The 18,823-nt window shown below is 58.1% G+C and carries 25 protein-coding genes; all 25 read right to left on the bottom strand.

Features of this window, described 5'->3' with window-relative positions; genetic code table 11:
- Window positions 1-205: 205 nt before the first annotated feature.
- Window positions 206-913: an ATP12 family chaperone protein gene (locus tag AC2FNR_RS22240; RefSeq protein ID WP_496851535.1), complete on the bottom strand. Its 708-nt coding sequence runs from the start codon at window positions 911-913 to the stop codon at window positions 206-208.
- 4 nt (window positions 914-917) lie between these two features.
- Window positions 918-1,589 carry an HAD-IA family hydrolase gene (locus AC2FNR_RS22235; RefSeq protein WP_496851533.1) on the bottom strand — a complete coding sequence of 224 codons (672 nt, stop codon included), beginning with the start codon at window positions 1,587-1,589 and terminating at the stop codon, window positions 918-920.
- A complete protein-coding gene (locus AC2FNR_RS22230; RefSeq protein ID WP_496851531.1) occupies window positions 1,586-2,629 on the bottom strand; it encodes an RluA family pseudouridine synthase in 1,044 nt (347 codons plus the stop codon). The genes AC2FNR_RS22235 and AC2FNR_RS22230 overlap by 4 nt, the downstream gene beginning before the upstream one ends.
- Window positions 2,630-2,733: 104 nt before the next feature.
- Window positions 2,734-3,540: a crotonase/enoyl-CoA hydratase family protein gene (locus AC2FNR_RS22225; RefSeq protein ID WP_496851530.1), complete on the bottom strand. Its 807-nt coding sequence runs from the start codon at window positions 3,538-3,540 to the stop codon at window positions 2,734-2,736.
- A 74-nt stretch (window positions 3,541-3,614) separates the two neighbouring features.
- Window positions 3,615-4,925 carry a replication-associated recombination protein A gene (locus AC2FNR_RS22220; protein ID WP_496851528.1) on the bottom strand — a complete coding sequence of 437 codons (1,311 nt, stop codon included), beginning with the start codon at window positions 4,923-4,925 and terminating at the stop codon, window positions 3,615-3,617.
- Window positions 4,922-6,310, bottom strand: coding sequence for a trypsin-like peptidase domain-containing protein (locus AC2FNR_RS22215; RefSeq protein WP_496851526.1), 1,389 nt, complete (start codon window positions 6,308-6,310; stop codon window positions 4,922-4,924). The genes AC2FNR_RS22220 and AC2FNR_RS22215 overlap by 4 nt, the downstream gene beginning before the upstream one ends.
- A 60-nt stretch (window positions 6,311-6,370) precedes the next feature.
- Window positions 6,371-6,994 (bottom strand): YitT family protein, encoded by a 624-nt coding sequence (locus AC2FNR_RS22210; protein ID WP_496851525.1) that lies wholly within the window; start codon window positions 6,992-6,994, stop codon window positions 6,371-6,373.
- A 104-nt stretch (window positions 6,995-7,098) separates the two neighbouring features.
- Window positions 7,099-7,518: a 50S ribosomal protein L17 gene (rplQ, locus tag AC2FNR_RS22205; RefSeq protein ID WP_496851523.1), complete on the bottom strand. Its 420-nt coding sequence runs from the start codon at window positions 7,516-7,518 to the stop codon at window positions 7,099-7,101.
- A gap of 118 nt (window positions 7,519-7,636) precedes the next feature.
- Window positions 7,637-8,653 (bottom strand): DNA-directed RNA polymerase subunit alpha, encoded by a 1,017-nt coding sequence (locus AC2FNR_RS22200; RefSeq protein ID WP_480497475.1) that lies wholly within the window; start codon window positions 8,651-8,653, stop codon window positions 7,637-7,639.
- A gap of 114 nt (window positions 8,654-8,767) precedes the next feature.
- The gene (gene rpsK / locus AC2FNR_RS22195; RefSeq protein ID WP_008757289.1) at window positions 8,768-9,157 is read right to left on the bottom strand and encodes a 30S ribosomal protein S11; all 390 of its coding nucleotides are present in this window, start codon (window positions 9,155-9,157) and stop codon (window positions 8,768-8,770) included.
- Between the two features lie 15 nt (window positions 9,158-9,172).
- Complete coding sequence (gene rpsM / locus AC2FNR_RS22190; RefSeq protein ID WP_170332212.1) at window positions 9,173-9,541, bottom strand: 30S ribosomal protein S13; 369 nt, start codon at window positions 9,539-9,541, stop codon at window positions 9,173-9,175.
- Window positions 9,542-9,752: 211 nt separating this feature from the next.
- On the bottom strand, window positions 9,753-10,400 hold the full coding sequence (locus AC2FNR_RS22185) for an adenylate kinase (protein WP_496851520.1): 648 nt from the start codon (window positions 10,398-10,400) through the stop codon (window positions 9,753-9,755).
- Window positions 10,397-11,761 carry a preprotein translocase subunit SecY gene (gene secY / locus AC2FNR_RS22180; protein ID WP_170356673.1) on the bottom strand — a complete coding sequence of 455 codons (1,365 nt, stop codon included), beginning with the start codon at window positions 11,759-11,761 and terminating at the stop codon, window positions 10,397-10,399. Before secY ends, AC2FNR_RS22185 begins: the two co-directional genes overlap by 4 nt.
- A gap of 109 nt (window positions 11,762-11,870) precedes the next feature.
- A complete protein-coding gene (gene rplO, locus AC2FNR_RS22175) occupies window positions 11,871-12,344 on the bottom strand; it encodes a 50S ribosomal protein L15 (protein ID WP_170356674.1) in 474 nt (157 codons plus the stop codon).
- A gap of 150 nt (window positions 12,345-12,494) precedes the next feature.
- Window positions 12,495-13,367, bottom strand: coding sequence for a hypothetical protein (locus AC2FNR_RS22170; RefSeq protein ID WP_496851518.1), 873 nt, complete (start codon window positions 13,365-13,367; stop codon window positions 12,495-12,497).
- 120 nt (window positions 13,368-13,487) lie between these two features.
- Window positions 13,488-13,703 (bottom strand): DUF1127 domain-containing protein, encoded by a 216-nt coding sequence (locus AC2FNR_RS22165; RefSeq protein ID WP_496851516.1) that lies wholly within the window; start codon window positions 13,701-13,703, stop codon window positions 13,488-13,490.
- Window positions 13,704-13,941: 238 nt separating this feature from the next.
- Window positions 13,942-15,201 (bottom strand): guanitoxin biosynthesis MBL fold metallo-hydrolase GntH, encoded by a 1,260-nt coding sequence (gene gntH, locus AC2FNR_RS22160; protein WP_480899257.1) that lies wholly within the window; start codon window positions 15,199-15,201, stop codon window positions 13,942-13,944.
- Between the two features lie 228 nt (window positions 15,202-15,429).
- A complete protein-coding gene (gene rpmD / locus AC2FNR_RS22155) occupies window positions 15,430-15,618 on the bottom strand; it encodes a 50S ribosomal protein L30 (RefSeq protein ID WP_074736195.1) in 189 nt (62 codons plus the stop codon).
- A 13-nt stretch (window positions 15,619-15,631) separates the two neighbouring features.
- Window positions 15,632-16,195: a 30S ribosomal protein S5 gene (rpsE, locus tag AC2FNR_RS22150; protein WP_170356677.1), complete on the bottom strand. Its 564-nt coding sequence runs from the start codon at window positions 16,193-16,195 to the stop codon at window positions 15,632-15,634.
- Window positions 16,196-16,311: 116 nt separating this feature from the next.
- Entirely contained in the window at window positions 16,312-16,671 is a 360-nt protein-coding gene (gene rplR, locus AC2FNR_RS22145; protein ID WP_170356678.1) for a 50S ribosomal protein L18, read from the bottom strand.
- Between the two features lie 11 nt (window positions 16,672-16,682).
- Window positions 16,683-17,216: a 50S ribosomal protein L6 gene (gene rplF, locus AC2FNR_RS22140; RefSeq protein ID WP_170531622.1), complete on the bottom strand. Its 534-nt coding sequence runs from the start codon at window positions 17,214-17,216 to the stop codon at window positions 16,683-16,685.
- Between the two features lie 11 nt (window positions 17,217-17,227).
- Entirely contained in the window at window positions 17,228-17,620 is a 393-nt protein-coding gene (gene rpsH / locus AC2FNR_RS22135) for a 30S ribosomal protein S8 (RefSeq protein ID WP_068340741.1), read from the bottom strand.
- A gap of 13 nt (window positions 17,621-17,633) precedes the next feature.
- On the bottom strand, window positions 17,634-17,939 hold the full coding sequence (gene rpsN, locus AC2FNR_RS22130; protein WP_068340744.1) for a 30S ribosomal protein S14: 306 nt from the start codon (window positions 17,937-17,939) through the stop codon (window positions 17,634-17,636).
- 19 nt (window positions 17,940-17,958) lie between these two features.
- A complete protein-coding gene (gene rplE, locus AC2FNR_RS22125) occupies window positions 17,959-18,519 on the bottom strand; it encodes a 50S ribosomal protein L5 (protein WP_170429279.1) in 561 nt (186 codons plus the stop codon).
- A complete protein-coding gene (gene rplX, locus AC2FNR_RS22120; protein ID WP_155148683.1) occupies window positions 18,512-18,823 on the bottom strand; it encodes a 50S ribosomal protein L24 in 312 nt (103 codons plus the stop codon). The genes rplE and rplX overlap by 8 nt, the downstream gene beginning before the upstream one ends.

The raw sequence follows: 18,823 nt of genomic DNA, 5'->3' as shown, positions 1-18,823 counted from the left end.
TTACCTCTTCCTGATTTTCCGCCCCTGTCCAGAGACGGTTCTGTCCGGCACCTTTGGCACCGGAAAGGTTTCCCCAAAGGTGTCTCCCCTTTAGTGGGCTTGAGTTTGGTCGCATTCATAAACAAACGTCAAGGGTCGGATCAGCGAAAACGATGGATCACCTTGCAGATGTCCGCGTCTTTGGCGGAATTTCAGGCGTCAGGGCTCAAACCGAGAGATCAAAGAACCGTTTGGCGTGTAGGAACGCGGCGCGTTTGACTTCGGACGCAGCATGCGCTTCGTCGTCATGGCCCCATTGTTCAATTTGCCAAAGTTCGTCCAGCCGCGAAATTTCCCAGATGTCTTCCACCGCGCGCCAATTGGCCGAAACGGCGAACCCAAGGATCAGCGACCCGGACAGGCTGACCAGATCGTGGAAGGCTGCAAGCTGGAAGTCATTGAAATCATGGACACGCTGCCTCAAGCTCTGCAGGGTCGACGTGTCCTGAGGTCTGTGCAAGACACCAGCAACGGGCACCAAACGCGCGGCGAGTGTCTCTGCCGCCCAATCCAGCGCCGGGTCCCATTGCTCGGCTTGCCGCTGCTGCAACTCTTGCGGGTGCGTCGCACGGTAACATAACAAGTCCGAATCGCCGTAATCAGCCAACATGTCTGCAACTTCGGCGTGCTGATGCTGCACCTTGTCGATGGCCGCATTGGCAGAGCGGGTGAAGGGCATGGTGGTCGGGTCGACTTCTTTTTCCTGCGCGTCCCACTCGGCGGCAATCTCCTGCGCCATGGTCTGCGTAGGCACGATCAAACCCGCCTTGGCGGGCGTTTTCACCCGGCGGCCATCCAGCTCGACGGTAAAGCCGCCTTCAGCCTCGACTACTGCGCTTTGGGTCCAGAATCGTTTGGGTTTCCAGTCGCTCATCGTCTCAGGTCCAGATTTGTTCCAGCGCATTGGGCAACTGGTCAAAGGTTTCAATGATGGTTGTCGCGGCCTCTAGCGCGGGGCGCGCATGATAACCCCAGGTGACGCCAACGCTGGGCACGCCAGCAGCGGTGGCCATGTCCATGTCAAACTGGGTGTCGCCGATCATTACGGTATCGATTGCTTCAACCCCCGTCTCGGCCCGCGCGGTGTCAATCATCGAAGGGTGCGGTTTCGAGGGGTGATGATCCGCCACCTGCCTCGTGACAAAATAACCCTGCAGCCCGTGCCCTTCGATCAACGCATCCAATCCGCGCTGAGACTTCCCGGTGGCCACGCCCAGCAGAACTTCGGGGATGGCGTGCAACGCCTCAATCACCTCGCGGGCACCGGGATAGAGCGGCGATCCCGCCATACCCTGTTCCAGCCGATGTGCGTGGTACGCCTGTTTATACCCCTCGACCAGCCGCACCTGATCCGCATCCGAATGCTGCGGCGCAAGCTGCGCCATCGCCTTGGGCAGCGACAGGCCAACAATGGACAGGACCGCCGAGCGATCCGGCACCGGCAAGGACAGCGCGTCGAAACTGGCCGTCATCGCGGCAACGATGCTGCCCTGACTGTCAACCAGAGTGCCATCCACGTCGAACAGCACCAGACGCAGCGGTGTGTTCATTGCAGTTCCTCGAACGGGTCGTCGGCGGCCAGGTCCTCGGTCCAGCCGAACGTGTCCCAGCTGTGTTTCATGTGATCCGGCAAGGGGGCTTTCACGGTAATCGTCTTGCGCGTCACCGGGTGTTCGAACGAGGCCTGCCGCGCGTGTAGGTGCAGCTTTTTGCTGATGATCCCGCCCAACTGCGCACCCCAGCCATCGCCGAGATTTTCCTGACCCGACCCACCATATTTGCCGTCCCCGATGATCGGGTGACCAATCGCCGCCATATGCGCCCGCAGCTGGTGGGTGCGACCGGTGATTGGCTCCATCGCGACCCAGGCGGCGCGCCCTGCCACACGGTAAAGCGTGGCATAATGCGTATGCGCCCGTTTCGCGCCGGGGGTGTCGTTGACCTCGTTCAGGTGGACGGGGATCATTTTCTCACCCTCGCCGTGCTTGCCGTGACCGGCGGCCTTGACCAGACCGGTTTTGATTTCACCCAGATAGGGGGTCGGCACACCGGCGACCAAAGCCCAGTAAATCTTGCGCGTATCGCGATGCCGGAAGGCCGCCGTCAGCCCCTTGGCCGCCTCGCGCGTGCGGGCCAGCAGCAGCACCCCGGAGGTGTCCTTGTCCAACCGATGCACAAGACGCGGGTTCTCGTCATAGCCAAAGCGCAGCGCCTCGGACAGGCTGTCAACGTGCCGCGTCTGTCCGCTGCCGCCCTGCACCGGCAGGCCATGCGGTTTGTTCAGCACCAGCACGTGATCGTCGCGGTAGATGACACAGGACTGGATCATCTTGGCATCCGCATCCGAAATGCGTCGCTTGACCTCGGCCGGTTTGTGATCGGCATCGGGCAGCGGCGGCACCCGCACGACCTGTCCGACCTCAAGCCGGGTCGCAGCTTTCACCCGCCCGCCGTCCACGCGGAGCTCACCCTTGCGGCACATCTTTTCGATGCGGCCCTGGCTGACATGTGGAAACAGGCGGCGCAGCCACCGATCGACCCGCTGGTCGCCATCGCCTTCTGCCACGGTGATCATCTGTACGCCGCTCATGCCGATATCCCTTTCGCGCGCCGGATCCGCGCGGGTTGTGTGCCATTCAGTGCCATTGAAAACATGCGCGTCTGTGGCGTGACTTACCGGCAGAGTCAACCCGGTCAGATATTGGTAAAGTCACCCGCGCGCCCGGCCCCATCCCGGAACCTGCTCGCCCCGGTGGTGCCTTCGCGGCGGATCGCATCCAACCCGTTGGCCCATTCGACCTTAAGCGCTTCGCGCACCGGCATCCCCCGCGTTTCGATGATCGAGCGACGATCGGCTCGCACCGCCTCTTGCGGAAAGCGGGCGATTTCATGCGCCATGGCCTCGGCTGCGGCGCGGGCCTGACCATGCGGCACGATCTTTTCGGCCAATCCGATATTGTAGCACTCCTGCGCCTCAACCTTGCGACCCGTCAGAGCGATTTCCAAAGCTTTGCCCTGCCCGACTAGGCGCGGCAACCGGACTGAACCCCCATCCATGAGCGTGATCCCCCAGCGGCGGCAATAGACACCCTGGTATGCGGTTTCGGCCATCACGCGGATATCGCACCACAGCGCCAGCTCCATCCCGCCAGCCACAGCCGCGCCCTCAACCGCGCCTATGACGGGTTTGGGCAGCTCCAGCCTTGATGGCCCCAATGGCCCGACCATCGAGGGCGCCGAGCCGATGGGAAAGGACAGACGGTCAAAATATGCCTCACGCAAATCCGGGTCAGAGAGAGTGGCTGCCAGTTTCAGATCCCATCCAGCGCAGAAATTCCCGCCCTTGCCCCAGAACACAGCCACCTTGGCCGGGCTGCCTTCAAATTCCAGAAACGCGTCGACCAGCGTCTCGGCATGGATAGTGTCCACGGCATTCCGGGCCTCGGGGCGGTCGTGGATGATAGTCCAGACGTCATCGGTTTTGTCTATGGATACGGTCATGAGCTTCCTCCCTGAACTCTCATGACCCAAGCCAAGCGCGATTTTACCGCCCTGTCGCCCTTGACGCAGCGGCACTAACGATTGCGTTGGGCCCGTAGCTTGGCGAAATACTCCAGACGTTTCTTCAACTCTCGCTCGAACCCGCGCTCGACCGGCTGGTACAGGTCCGGGCGGTCCATGCCATCGGGAAAATAGTTCTGGCCCGAAAATCCATCCTCGGCGTCGTGATCATAGGCATAGCCCGCACCATAGCCCTGTTCTTTCATCAACGAAGTAGGTGCGTTCAGGATATGTTTGGGTGGAGGTTCGCTACCCGATTTTCGCGCCAGTTCGCGAGCAGCCTTGTAACCCGCATAGGCCCCGTTCGATTTGGGTGCCAAGGCCAAATAGACCACCGCCTGCGCCAGCGCCAATTCGCCTTCGGGACTGCCAATCCGTTCATAGACTTCCCACGCATGAAGCGCCAAAGCCTGTGCCTGCGGATCGGCCAGGCTGATATCCTCGACCGCCATGATGGTCAGACGCCGCGCGATATAGCGAGGGTCTTCACCCCCTTCCAGCATTCGGGCAAACCAATACAACGCCGCATCCGGGTCTGAGCCACGCACCGATTTGTGCAGAGCCGAGATCAGGTTGTAGTGCTCGTCCCCCGACTTGTCGTATTTCGTCGCGCGCCGCATCAGGCGGGTTGCCAGCACCTCACGATCCAGCGGAGTATCGACTTTCCACGCCGCAATCTGTTCGATTAGGTTCAACAACGCCCGCCCGTCGCCATCAGCCATCTCGTGCAATGCGTCACGTGCAGGCCCGGTCAAAGGTAGCGCCTTGCCCAGCTCCTTTTCGGCGCGCTGCGTCAGACGCTCCAGATCGGCCAAATCAAGGCGTTCCAGCACCAACACTTGCGCGCGGCTCAGCACAGCGGCGTTCAACTCGAACGAGGGGTTCTCGGTTGTCGCCCCCACCAGCAGGATCGTGCCGTCCTCCATATGGGGCAGGAAGCCATCCTGCTGGGCCTTGTTGAAACGATGAATCTCATCCACGAACAGCAGCGTGCCCTGCCCGTTCTGATGGCGGATTCTCGCGGCCTCGAACACCTTTCGCAGATCGGGAACGCCGGTAAAAATCGCACTGATCTGAACGAAATGCAGATCGGTTTCCTGCGCCAAAAGCCGCGCGATGGTGGTCTTGCCCACCCCCGGCGGCCCCCAGAACACCAGACTGGACAAGCTGCCCGAGGCCAGCATCACCCCCAAAGGCGCATCAGGGCCCAACACCTGTTCCTGCCCGATCACCTCGGCCAGTGTCTGCGGGCGCAGCCGGTCGGCAAGAGGGCGATGCGCGGGCGGCGCAGACCGGTCGCCCCCGGTGTTGAACAGATCGCTCATAGCCGGAACCGCAGCGAGACCGATCGCCCACCGCGCAGCAATTCAAACTGAACCCGGCGGCCCGGATCGGTCAGCGCGCGGGTAACGTCATCGGGATGGGCAATCGCGTTGCCGTTGATGCTGTTAAGAACATCCCCAACGCGCAACCCCGAGCGCCCGCCATACCGCCCGGCATCCAACACAACCACGCCGGTTTCCGTCAACCGCAGGCCCATCTTGGCGATCACCGCCGGGTTGATACGCGAGATCACCAGCCCCGGCATCACCGTCCGATCATCCAGCGTGGTTTCATCCGCCGAGGGCGTATCAGGGGCTGGGATCAGGGCAACCTCGACCTCATCCTGCGCCTCACCGCGCAACAGGGTCAAAACCGAGGTGCCGCCGACCCCGGCCACAGCCATGCGAAACTTCATCTCGGCGGGGGAATTGACTTCATCCCCGTCCACATGCGTCACCACATCGCCCACACGCAACCCGCCCTCAGCCAAGGGGCTGAGCGGGTGGAGGTTGGAAATCACCACGCCCTGTGGGATCGCCATACCCAGAGATTCCGCGATATCTGCGCTCATGTGTTGACCCGAGATCCCAGCCCAAGGGCTGACGAACTGGTCATTACCTGCCTGCGCCTGCCGCAGGAATTCGGCCACCAGATTGGCCGGGATCGCAAAGCCGATGCCGTTCGATCCGCCCGAACGCGTCAGGATCGAGGTATTGATCCCGATCAGATCACCATTCACATCAATCAGCGCCCCACCTGAATTGCCCGGATTGATCGCCGCATCGGTCTGAATGAAATAGCCCCGCGCATTGCCCGTGGCCGTGCCCGTCCGCGCCAGACCCGAGATGATGCCCGAAGACACCGTCTGCCCCACACCAAACGGGTTGCCGATGGCGAGCGCAAGCTCACCCACCTCAACCTGATCGGAATCGCGCAGCGGCAAGTAAGGCAGCCGCTCAGCGTCCTCCAACCGCAAAATGGCGATGTCGCTTTCCTTATCGCCCAGCACCACCTGCGCCGAGAACTCGCGCCGGTCGGTGGTGACAACACGGATTTCTGTCGCCGTGCCGACCACGTGGTAATTTGACACCACATAGCCGTCGTCAGACAGGATCACCCCCGAACCCAACGAGTTCTGTACCCGCTGTCGCGGCTCGTTAAACCCGCCGCCAAAAAAATCCTGAAAGAACGGGTCCGAGAAAAACGGGTTCGCCCGCCCCTGCCGCACGATCTTGGCATAGATATTGACCACCGCAGGCGCGGCCTGATTGACCACCGGCGCAAAGCCTAAGCTGATCTCGGCCTGCGATTGCGGCACTTTGGTTTGAGCATGGGCGGGGGCTTGCAACAGGGCAAACGGCAGACAAAGCAAAAGCGCGCGGAGCATGTGACCCTCATGGATGTTTACGGATTGATATGTCCGCAACACCGACCGTTTGCAAGATCGCTATGAGTTTGCAGACCGACCATAACCGGGACGCCCGGTGCCGCTTTGGGCCACGTCGAAGTTCCATACGATTGCCATATTGGTGATCACAGCCCCAAGGAAGGAATACAGCAGTTGCGACGGGCTAAGCACAAAGGCCGAGGCGAGAAAAACTATCGCATCGACCGAAAGCTGAAACCATCCCGCCTTGAGCCCGGTGCGATGTTCCAGAATGATGCCCAGAATGGTCATCCCTCCCGCAGACGCATTGTGCCGGAAGATCGCAATCAACCCCATTCCGCTGCACGCCCCACCCAGAATGGCCGCGACAAGCGGGTCTAGGCGTTCAAACAGCACGATCGAGCCCAAAAGCTGCGAGAGGGTCGAGATTCCAACCACAACAACAATAGTACGGATCGCAAAGATCGGCCCTCTTTTCACCCAGGCCAGCACCAGAAAAGGCACACCAATAAGGAAGAACAGCGGCCCGAACCCAAGCGGCAGCACATACGACAATAACAGCGCGATGCCTGCGGTCTGCCCCGTCACCAACCCTGCGGCTTTTAAGAAAACAACACTCAGGCTTGTCATGATTATGCCAAAAGCAAGGCCCTGAACATCAAAAGCAGACATGCGAACGGTCACTTTGGGCTCCTGTTTCCGAGGAAGGGTTGACTTTATCTACGGGGTCAAAAAGCAAAACCCCCGCGTACGGAACACGGGGGTCTGAAAATGAAAGCTAGGCTTTCTTATTCTTCTGCGGCCTCTTCAGCAGCAACGCGGGCTTTGTCAGCCGCACCTTTGGCGTCGACGTCACGATCAACGAATTCGATGATCGCCATCGGCGCCATATCGCCGTAACGGAAGCCAGCCTTCAGGACACGGACGTAACCACCCGGACGGTCGGCGTAGCGGGGGCCCAGAACTTCGAACAGCTTGGCGACGTCTTTGTCTTCTTTCAGCTGTGCTGCGGCCTGACGACGCGCGTGCAGGTCGCCGCGCTTGCCCAGTGTGACCAGCTTTTCGATGATCGGGCGCAGTTCTTTTGCCTTGGGCAGAGTTGTTTTGATTTGCTCATGCTCGATGAGCGAGCCAGCCATGTTTGCAAACAGAGCCTTGCGGTGTTCATGAGTACGGTTCAGGCGGCGGTAACCACGTGCGTGACGCATTGTTCAATTCCTATCTTGCGTTTTTGCTTTGTCTGGCCGGCGATGCGTGTCACCGGCTCTCCTTGGGGCATCATCGCCCATACAGTCCCCGGCAGCCCGGGCATTGGGGAAGACGCGCTTAGAACGCGTCTTCGAATTTCTTCGCCAGATCTTCGATATTGTCGGGCGGCCAGTCCTCTACATCCATGCCGAGGTGCAGACCCATGCCGGACAGCACTTCTTTGATCTCGTTCAGCGATTTGCGGCCGAAGTTCGGGGTGCGCAGCATCTCGGCTTCGGTCTTCTGGATCAGATCGCCGATGTAAACGATGTTGTCGTTCTTCAGGCAGTTTGCCGAACGGACCGACAGTTCCAACTCGTCCACTTTCTTCAGCAGCAGCGGGTTGAACTCCAGACCATCGTCCTCGTCCTGGCGGCCAGCCGATTCCGGCTCGTCGAAGTTGACGAAGATCGACAATTGATCCTGCAGGATACGAGCCGCATAGGCCAGCGCGTCCTCGGGTGTGATTGAACCGTCGGTTTCGATCTTCAGGGTCAGCTTGTCATAGTCCAGAACCTGACCTTCACGGGTCGGCTGAACGTCATAGGCAACCTTCTTGACCGGCGAATAGATCGCGTCGATCGGGATCAGGCCGATGGGTGCATCTTCGGGCTTGTTCTTCTCAGCCGAGACGTAACCCTTACCGGTGTTGACGGTCAGTTCCATGAACAGGTCGGCGCCATCATCCAGGTGGCAGATGACGTGATCGCGGTTCAGAACCTCAATACCGGCGCTTTCACTGATGTCACCTGCGGTGACAACGGCGGGGCCTTTGGCATTGATCGACAGGCGCTTGGGGCCTTCGACTTCCATGCGCAGCGACACGCCTTTAAGGTTCAGGATGATGTCGGTGACGTCTTCGCGGACACCTGCGACCGACGAAAACTCATGCAGAACGTTGTCGATCTGGACGCTGGTGATGGCCGCACCTTGCAGCGAGCTCATCAGAACGCGGCGCAGCGCGTTACCCAGAGTCAAACCAAAGCCACGCTCCAGCGGCTCAGCAACCAGCGTTGCCTGACGCGCAGGATCGTTTCCCGGCTTGGCGTCCAGCTGGGTTGGCTTGATCAATTCTGCCCAATTCTTGTGGATCATGTAATCCCTCCATTCCTGTCCGCGCCCCATGACCAACAAGGTGCAGACGCCCGAGGTTCAAAATGACGTGCTGGGGCCGTGCAAAAACACAGCCCCAGCTCAATTCAAAATCGCTTAGACGCGGCGACGTTTCGGCGGGCGGCAGCCATTGTGAGCAATCGGCGTCACGTCGCGGATCGACGTGATGTTGAAGCCCACAGCAGCCAGCGCGCGCAGAGCCGATTCACGACCCGAACCGGGGCCCTGAACTTCGACTTCCAGCGTCTTGACGCCATGTTCCTGCGCCTTTTTGCCTGCATCTTCTGCAGCCATCTGAGCGGCGTAGGGTGTCGATTTCCGCGACCCTTTGAAGCCCATGGTACCGGCAGACGACCACGAGATGGCGTTGCCTTGTACGTCCGAGATCAGGATCTTGGTGTTGTTGAAGGTCGAGTTCACATGGGCGACGCCCGATGCGATGTTCTTACGCTCTTTGCGCTTAACGCGAGTCTTATCACGTGCCATCAGTCAGACCCTCCCTTATTTCTTCTTACCAGCAATGGCCTTTGCCGGGCCTTTGCGAGTACGAGCGTTGGTGTGGGTGCGCTGACCGCGAACCGGCAGGTTGCGGCGGTGACGCAGACCGCGATAGCAGCCCAGGTCCATCAGGCGCTTGACGTTCATCTGAACTTCGCGGCGCAGGTCGCCTTCGACGGTGAAGTTTTCGTCGATATATTCGCGAATTTTCAGAACTTCGGCGTCGGACAGTTCGTTGACGCGACGGGTCGCTTCAATGCCCACGGCCTCGCAGATCGCTTTGGCCGAGGTGTTGCCGATTCCGGTGATATATGTGAGGGCGATAGGTACCCGCTTTGCAGTCGGGATGTTTACGCCGGCAATACGTGCCACGTGTCACTTTCCTTTTCGTTGCGGTTCCGTAACTCCAGAACCTTTTTTCACAACGCTTTACCGTGGCAGTGTCGCCAGAGGGTTCAGCATTATTCGAGGTGGTCGGGGCGGTTGGGACGAATCCCGCACGCGGTCTTGATTCCCCTTGGGGATGGGGGTCGATATGGGCTTTTGGCGGTGCCGTCAAGCCCATATTCAAATGCGGGTCAGGTCAGGCGTCCAATGCGGCTGCAATCGCGCCCTGAACCTCGTCAATCTCGCCCAGACCATCGACCCAGGACAGGTTGCCCTTGGCGTGGTAATAGCCGATCAGCATCGAGGTTTTCTTGTAATACTCCATCAGACGGGTCTTGAGGCTTTCCTCATTATCGTCCGCGCGGCGCTTGAAGTCACCTTCCTTGCCGCAGTTCGAGCACTTTCCATCCGCCGGGATCGGTTTGGTTATGTCGTTATAGACTTCACCGCAACCGCCGCAGGTTGATCGAGCCGTGATACGCGCGACCAGCGCGTCATCGTTCGCTTCCATCGCGATGACCGCGTCCAATGTCTCGCCGGTGCTGTCCAGCAGCTCACCCAGCGCATCGGCTTGGGCCAGAGTGCGCGGGAAACCGTCAAAGATGAACCCGCCTTCAGCGCCTTGTTCCAACTTTTCGCGGATCAGGCCGATCACGATCTCATCGGTCACAAGCTGGCCCTTAGCCATCACCTCGGCCACGCGGTTGCCCATTTCGGTGCCGCTGTCCTTGGCCTCGCGCAGCATGTCGCCAGTGCTCAGCTGGACCATGCCGCGGGTTTCAACCAGGTGACGCGCTTGCGTTCCTTTACCTGCCCCCGGGGGGCCGAGAAGAATGATGTTCATCGACGAGCGGGTCCCTTCCTGCCGCGTTTCTTACCTTTGCCACGCAGTTGGGACTTTTCAATAAGCCCTTCGTATTGATGCGCCAGCAGGTGGCTCTGGACTTGTTGGATCGTGTCCATTGTCACAGAGACGATAATCAGAACCGAGGTACCGCCGAAATAGAACGGGATGGCAAACTGGCCCCGAAGAATTTCAGGCAACAGACAGACCGCCGCCAGATAGGCCGAACCCAGAACCAGCACGCGGTTGACCACGTATTCCAGATACTCGGCGGTTTTCTTGCCTGGTCGAATACCCGGCACAAAACCGTTCTGCTTTTTCAGATTGTCCGCCACATCGTCCGGTTTGAACGACACGTTGAACGTGTAGAAATAGGCAAAGAACACGATCATCGAGGCGAAGAACAGCAGGTACAGCGGTTGACCGGGGCCAAAGTTGGCCAGCAGCCACGACATCACCGGCCCGTTGGTTGCGCCCGACGAGAAGGTCGAAATCGTCACCGGCAGCAGCAGCAGCGAGCTGGCAAAGATCGCCGGGATCACGCCCGCAGGGTTCACTTTGACCGGCAGGTGGCTCGAGCCGCCCTCATAGATCTTCATACCGGCCTGACGGCGTGGGTATTGGATATGGATCTTGCGCAAAGCGCGTTCCATGAAGACCACAAAGGTAATCACGGCAATCACCATCACGATCACACCGATGATCACAGCAGGGCTGATCGCGCCCGAGCGGCCCGAAGCAAAGAACTGTGCCAGAGCAGCCGGAACTTCGGCAATGATGCCCACGAAAATGATCAGAGAGATACCGTTGCCGATGCCGCGTGCGGTGATCTGCTCACCCAGCCACATCAGGAACATTGTGCCACCAACCAAAGTGATCATGGTCGACAGGCGGAAGAACAAGCCCGGATCGGTCGCCAGATCGCCCGATTCCAGCGACACCGCCAGACCATAAGCCTGAACAGTGGCCAGCGCCACGGTGCCGAAACGAGTATATTGGTTGATTTTCTTGCGTCCCTGCTCGCCCTCTTTCTTGAGCTGTTCGAGCGCGGGAACCATAGATGTCAGCAGCTGCACGATGATCGAAGCTGAAATGTAGGGCATGATGCCGAGGGCAAAGATACCCATGCGCCCCAGCGCCCCGCCGGTAAACATCGAAACCATGCCGCCGATGCCCTGCCCCGCTTGCTCCATGAACTCGCGCAGTGCTTGGCCGTCGATGCCTGGAACCGGAATGAAGGTGCCCAGACGGTAGACGATCAGCAATGCAAGCGTGAACAGGATGCGGTTGCGCAGATCGGTGGCTTTCCCAAGGGCAGACCAGCTTGTGTTGGCTGCCATTTGTTCTGCTGCTGATACCATAAATCGGTCTCTCTTATGAAAACACCGCCCGGAACCGTTTTCCGGCTCGGGCGGCGTCTTGGAAAACTCTGAGGTCTATGTAAGCGGGTCTTTGCCCGCTCACAAGCGCTTACTCTGCCGCAGCGGCTTTTGTGACCGTCAGTGATCCGCCCGCTTTCTCGACTGCCGCAACGGCAGATTTCGAAGCACCGGTTACTTCCAGGTTCACTTTGGCGCTGATTTCGCCTTTGGCCAGTACGCGGATGCCGTCCAGCTTGCGACGAACCAGACCGGATGCGACCAACGCATCCTCGGTGATCGCAGCCGATGCGTCCAGCTTGCCGGCGTCAACGAATTTCTGGATCAGGCCCAGGTTGATAACGGCGAATTCCTTACGGTTCGGCTTGTTGAAGCCACGCTTGGGCAGACGCTGATACAAAGGCATCTGGCCGCCTTCGTAGCCGTTGATGGCCACACCCGAACGGGATTTCTGGCCTTTGATACCACGGCCACCCATTTTACCTTTGCCGGAACCCGGACCACGGCCAACGCGGGTCCGTTTCGGTGCGGCGCCGGGATTGTCGCGCAATTCATTCAGTTTCATTTCGCTTCTCCTTAGCCGGATGTGACCCCCGAAGCGTGATGGGCCAAACGCGGCGTTTCTTGGTTTTGATTCTCATGGCCACAAGGCCACCGCAGCCCGATACAGCGTTGCGCCGATCTATGCAAGTTTGTTGTCAGGGCAACCCGAATTTCACGTGTCTAAAATGGGCGCTGCCGCCGGGTCGATACCGTGTTTTTCAACCAACTGCCCGACTAAACTGTTCGGATCAGGGACTCCTCCGAAACGGTTGCGCAAAATCGACCTCATCCGCCTGCCGTAAAAATGGATCGATACCGTATCGTCCTTGAGATAGGGCGACAGATCAACATCTGGTCGGGCAAGAGCCCGCCTCCGGGTAAAATTGACCGGGTAAAAGACATGCTCTGGCAGTGCGTAACGGATTTCTCCGGAGGTGTGCAGCGCCCATAAAACAGCACCCGGCCCCCAAGCGCCCCAATATTCCTCGGGTACATTTATTGGAGAGCCACTGTCCAGTGCGGCCTGCAACGTTTGTCTGTGTCGTTTTGGCAACCAGGGCGGGATGCGAAACGGATCCTGCGTGAATTCGTTCAGCAACGCCAGCGCCTCGCTGTCTGGCGGTAATTTGAGGACGCCAATTCCCATCGTTCCTTCAAGATACGCGTAGTAATGCCCGTTCTCTGTTTCGAAGGGTTTGATGCAATACGCATCCGTGTCAGCCCAAATCAGGTCCGGTTCCTGCGCCAGCATTCTGTAGCGAAATTTGTCAGCATGAGGTGCAGGACTGCCGGTTCGACCATGGGTAACGAATTCGCTATCCTGCAGAACTTCTCGCGCATCACGTTGCTCGACCCCGTCAGGGACATTTGAAACTGTCCCGTAGGTGTAAAGACGGACGGGTTGCCCAACATCCAAGAAAGACTTGATGCAGAGCTGCTCGAGGTAGCTTAGCGGGCCATCGACCCACAGCATGCCAATCTGGAATTCTGTCACCCTGTCCAGCCCTTCATTCGTCCCTAATTCGCAACGTGTTTGGCGGATCATTGCGCGGGCTGCAACGCAGGAAGTCCGATTTCAACGCCATCGTGTCAAACTAATCACCCAAACGCAAAGAGGCGCCTGCCGGCGCCTCCTGATCAAAGCCTTCGCGTGTTCGCGTTTTGGTTAGGAGCAATACGCGTGTTCGCGTGCGATATCCTTGATGTCACAACGACGCACACCAATGTCGTTCAATTCACGGTCGCTCAGACCCTGAAGCTCGGAATAGGTGCGGTTGTACTCGGCGCGCAGGGCATATGCCTCTTTAACGCGGGCGACGAACGTTGCGATGCGGGCGCTCAGGCCAAAGCCCTCGCGAGTAAATGTTGCTGTGTTAGCCATGGTTCGATTCCTTTCTGAGCCCAAGGCGAATTCCTCGGGATACTGTTTGCGTTCCTGTTTGGGACAGCGTTCAGATAAGGAGGACGGGCATCGCTAACAACGGATGTTTCGGTCTATCCGGTATGCGTTGGGGGAATGGCCCATAATTGGGTGCTTGGCACTACTTAAGACACGATCCGCTTTGCGGACAAAGCCGACCTTGGAACTTGCAATTCTTTGGGGTGCTCCGACGCCTTATTCACTCTTGGAAGGGAATGCTTGTATAAGCTCCGACCTCGTCATTTCCTGTGCGTTCGTTGAATGCCCTGATCATTTCGTTTGTAGCTTCTGCTGCCCCGAGGTCCATGCTCTCGAGATCAAATTCGGAGAACGGGAACTCTGCAGCTGAGTCAGGCGGTTGCTTGGGCATTTGTACTGGTGCCGGGAAAGACTCTTCATTGGGCACTCCTTGACGAGTACGAATACTATCTTTGGTTACATTCCAGGTCATGAAATCAGCCGCCAAGTCCAATGGCCCATCATATGTCTCTCGGATTGCTGAATAGACGGCCAGCGCGATGTCATGATCGTTTTGGAAGTGGTAGCAAACCGCCAATCTTGGTTCCGTTTCGGACATAATCTTGCCGAATGCTTGCGCGGAAGTGTGCCCTTGAGAACCAACAAAAATTGCTTCGGAAGGGGCAAACCCATATTTCTCTATCATGAAGTCTGGAGGGGTGAAGCACTCATGAATTGCAAGGTCCGCACCTACCGCATGCTCTCTCCACCATCGCGTAGGTAGCGTGTCGGATGAAAAAGCAAACTTCAGACCGTTCCATTCAAGTAGAAAACTAACTGATTGTTCACCATGTATGGCCGGCAGGGTTCTGACCTGAACACCGTTTTCGTCAAAAATGACGTTATTCACGATTTTCCAATCGAATTCGTTAACCTCAAGTTGCAGCCCTCTGGGGTCGACCGCCGCCCCACGAGTCGCTTCTTCCCATGCCCACATTTTCTTCATGTGATCTGCCCAAGACTTTGTTCCCCACTCAGGCTTGATGCCTTCGGGCCCCCAAAGGCGAACAGGCGTTAGACGGTTGTTTACGGGACCGGTGAAATAAAAGGCTGGAAAATCGCCAGCATGATCTAGGTGCAGGTGACCCAAGAAGACTTTATCCAGCTGATCCAGTGGAATCCCAAGCGCCATGATCCTTTCATAGGATCCCTCTCCCATATCGAAGATAAACTTTTCGCCATTTCCCAATTCAACCAAGAAACATGCCGCAGCTTGTTTCAGACGCGGCTGTGGCATACCGGTGCCACAGGCGACAACTCGCATTTCGTCAGGACCCAGAGCCTCGGTTCCTGGATAATAAACAGTTTGGTTAGGAAACGGCTCCGTCCTAGACCATTCGGCTGGATCATTACTTTGCGCGCCTACAGTATTCGCCGAAGCCCAAAAAAACGTAGATATTAACGCCAAAATACAGTTTCTGTTTTGGGCGGAAAAAGCCATTGCAATTGCCTCCGATTAGGACCACCGGGAATTTTCAATAGTGTGAAGCCGACTCATAATAGGATCGCAGATTTTGAATACGTCTGGCAAGGCCTCAAGAAATCGGCGGGTTTAAGGTAGGGCTTTCTTTAAACTTCTGTTGCCGCATTGGGCTCAAAGCAGACATATATTACAAAAAAAACGCCCCCAAAAAATCGGAGGCGTTTCTTTGTTCGATAGAACTCGCGCTTAGCCGCGCTCTTCGATGATCTCAACCAGATGCGGGATCTTGTTGACCATGCCGCGGACCGAAGGCGTATCCTCCAGCTCACGGGTGCGGTGCATCTTGTTCAGGCCCAGACCGATCAGGGTTGCGCGCTGTTCGGCGGGACGGCGGATCGGGGAACCGATCTGCTTGACGACGATGGTTTTTGCCATGGTACGCTACTCCTTACGCTTCGGCTTCAGCCGGTGCTTCGTCCCGCTTGGGCAGGATGTCAGCAACTTTTTTGCCACGACGTGCTGCGACCGAACGCGGGCTCTGCTCTTTCTGCAGGCCGTTGATGGTGGCGCGGATCATGTTGTACGGGTTCTGCGAGCCCAGCGACTTGGACACAACGTCCTTAACGCCCAGCATTTCGAACACGGCACGCATCGGACCACCGGCGATGATACCAGTACCTTCAGGTGCGGTGCGCATAACCACTTTACCAGCGCCGTGACGGCCCTCGATATCGTGGTGCAGAGTACGACCTTCGCGCAGTTGCACGCGGATCATCTGACGCTTGGCTTGCTCAGTCGCTTTACGGATGGCTTCAGGTACTTCTTTCGCTTTACCTTTGCCAAAGCCGACGCGGCCTTTCTGATCGCCGACAACCACCAGAGCGGCGAAGCCAAAGCGCTTACCACCTTTTACGGTTTTCGACACGCGGTTGATTGCGACCAGACGATCTGCAAATTCCGGTGCTTCTTCACGGTCGCGGCCACGGCCCCGACGGTTTTCACGTTCTGCCATTTGGCATCCCTTTTCTCATGTGGCGCATACGGCGCCGTTTTCTTCAATCCAAGTGAGCCCCGACTAACGTCAGGGCCCCCGGATCATCGGGGCAGCCGCCAAGCTGCCCGCAAGTCTTAGATCTTCAGACCACCTTCACGCGCGGCGTCGGCAACTGCCTTCACCTTGCCGTGGAACAGGAAGCCACCACGATCGAAATAGGCCTCTTCGACGCCTGCCTTCTTGGCACGCTCGGCGATGGCCGCGCCCACTTTGGTGGCCGCTTCGACGTTGTTCTTGCCAACAACACCCAGATCTTTTTCCAGGGTCGAGGCTGCGGCCAGGGTCACGCCACGAACGTCGTCGATCAGCTGAACGCTGATGTTCTTGTTCGAACGGTGAACCGACAGGCGTACGCGGCCGGCGTTGACTTTGCGAAGTTTGTTCCGAACGCGCAGGCGGCGCTTCAGAAACAGGGTTCTTTTGCTGTTTGCCATTGTCTGCGTCCTTACTTCTTCTTGCCTTCCTTGCGGAAGATGAACTCGCCCTTATAGCGGATGCCCTTGCCTTTATACGGCTCGGGACGGCGCCATTCGCGGATTTTGGCCGCGACTTCGCCCACCTGCTGCTGGTCGATACCTTCCACAACGATCTCGGTCTGCTTCGGCGCGGTGATGGTGACACCTTCCGGAGCAGTGAAATCAACATCGTGGCTGTAACCCAGGTTCAGCTTCAGGGTATTGCCCTGCATCTGAGCCCGGTAACCAACACCCTGGATCTCCAGCTCTTTTTTGAAGCCTTGGGTCACACCGGTTACCAGGTTGGCAACCATGGTGCGGCTCATGCCCCACTGCTGGCGGGCACGCTTGGACATGCCACGGGGGTCGATCTTGACCACGTTGTCTTCAACCGACAGCGTAACGTCGTCGGTGGCGGTGAAGCTGCGGGTGCCTTTCGGACCTTTCACTTCGATGGTCTGGCCGGACACAGAGGCGGTAACGCCGCTGGGCAGCTCGACCGGTTTTTTACCAATACGAGACATTGCAGACCTCCTTAGAAGACGGTGCAGAGCACTTCGCCGCCAACATTGTTGGAGCGAGCGTTTGCGTCCGACATCACACCTTTCGGAGTGCTGACAATCGACACGCCCAGACCCTGACGGACCTGCGGGATGTCATTGACGCCCATGTAGACGCGACGACCGGGTTTCGAAACCCGCTTCAGTTCGCGAATGACAGGGGTGCCTTCGTAGTATTTCAGGCTGATTTCGATGGCCGGATGACCGTTTTCACCGGTCGTCTTTTCATAGCCACGAATGTAGCCTTCGTCCGCCAGCACGTCCAGAACCCATCCGCGCAGCTTGGAAGCCGGGGTGGAAACGGTGGACTTGCCGCGCATTTGCGCGTTGCGGATACGGGTGAGCATATCGCCGATAGGATCATTCATATCTATGTCTCCCTTACCAGCTCGATTTCACCATGCCGGGGATCTGACCAGCAGAACCCAGCTCGCGCAGCGCAATACGGCTGACCTTCAGCTTACGGTAGTAAGCGTGGGGACGACCGGTCAGCTGACAGCGGTTGTGCAGACGGGTAGCCGAGCTGTTGCGCGGCAGTTTCGCCAGTTTCAGACGCGCTTTGAAACGCTCTTCCATCGGGCGGCTCTCGTCATTCGCGATTTCTTTCAGCTCGGCACGCTTTGCGGCATATTTGGCCACCAGGCGTTCGCGCTTCTTCTCGCGTTCGATCATTGCTTTTTTAGCCATGTCTCAATCCTCCCGGCGCTTACGCGTTGAACGGCATGTTGAATGCTTTCAACAGGCTCTTCGCTTCAGCGTCGGTTTTCGCTGTGGTGGCAATTACGATATCCAGGCCCCAGACCTCGTCGACCTTGTCGAAGTCGATTTCCGGGAACACGATGTGCTCTTTCATGCCCATGGCAAAGTTGCCCTGGCCATCGAAAGAAGGCTTAACACCGCGGAAGTCACGAACGCGCGGCAGCGCGATGGTGATCAGACGATCCAGGAATTCGTACATCCGGTCACCGCGCAGGGTCACTTTCGCGCCCAGCGGCATGTCTTCACGGACGCGGAAACCCGCGATCGACTTCTTCGCCTTGGTTGCAACGGCCTGTTGACCAGCAATTGCAGTCAGATCTTCGACAGCAGCTTTCGCTTTCTTCGAGTCTTTGACGGCCTCAGCACCACAACCGATGTTCAGAACGATTTTTTCCAGCTTAGGCAGCTGCATGTCGTTCTTATAGCCGAACTCTTCTTTCAGAGCGGCACGGATGGTTTCAACGTACTGAGCTTTCAGACGCGGGGTGTAGGTTGCGTTATCAAGCATCGATCACGTCCCCTGTGGTCTTGGCGAAGCGGACCTTCTTGTCACCTTCCATGCGGAAGCCAACGCGAGTTGCTTTACCGTTTTTGTCCAGCAGTGCCAGGTTCGACAGCTCGATCGGGTTTGCCTGAGGCAGGCGACCACCTTGCGAGTTCTGGGTCTGGCGGGTGTGGCGGATGGCGATGTTGATGCCATCGACAACAGCTTTACCGGCTTTGGGGTCAACCGAGGAAATGGTTCCCTCTTTACCCTTGTCCTTGCCGGCCAGCACGACGACCTTGTCGCCTTTGCGGAGTTTAGCAGCCAT

The organism is Ruegeria sp. SATB045 (genome assembly GCF_059613525.1).
Note: the sequence above shows the minus strand (reverse complement) of the source record. Positions and strands in the feature narration are given on the sequence as shown.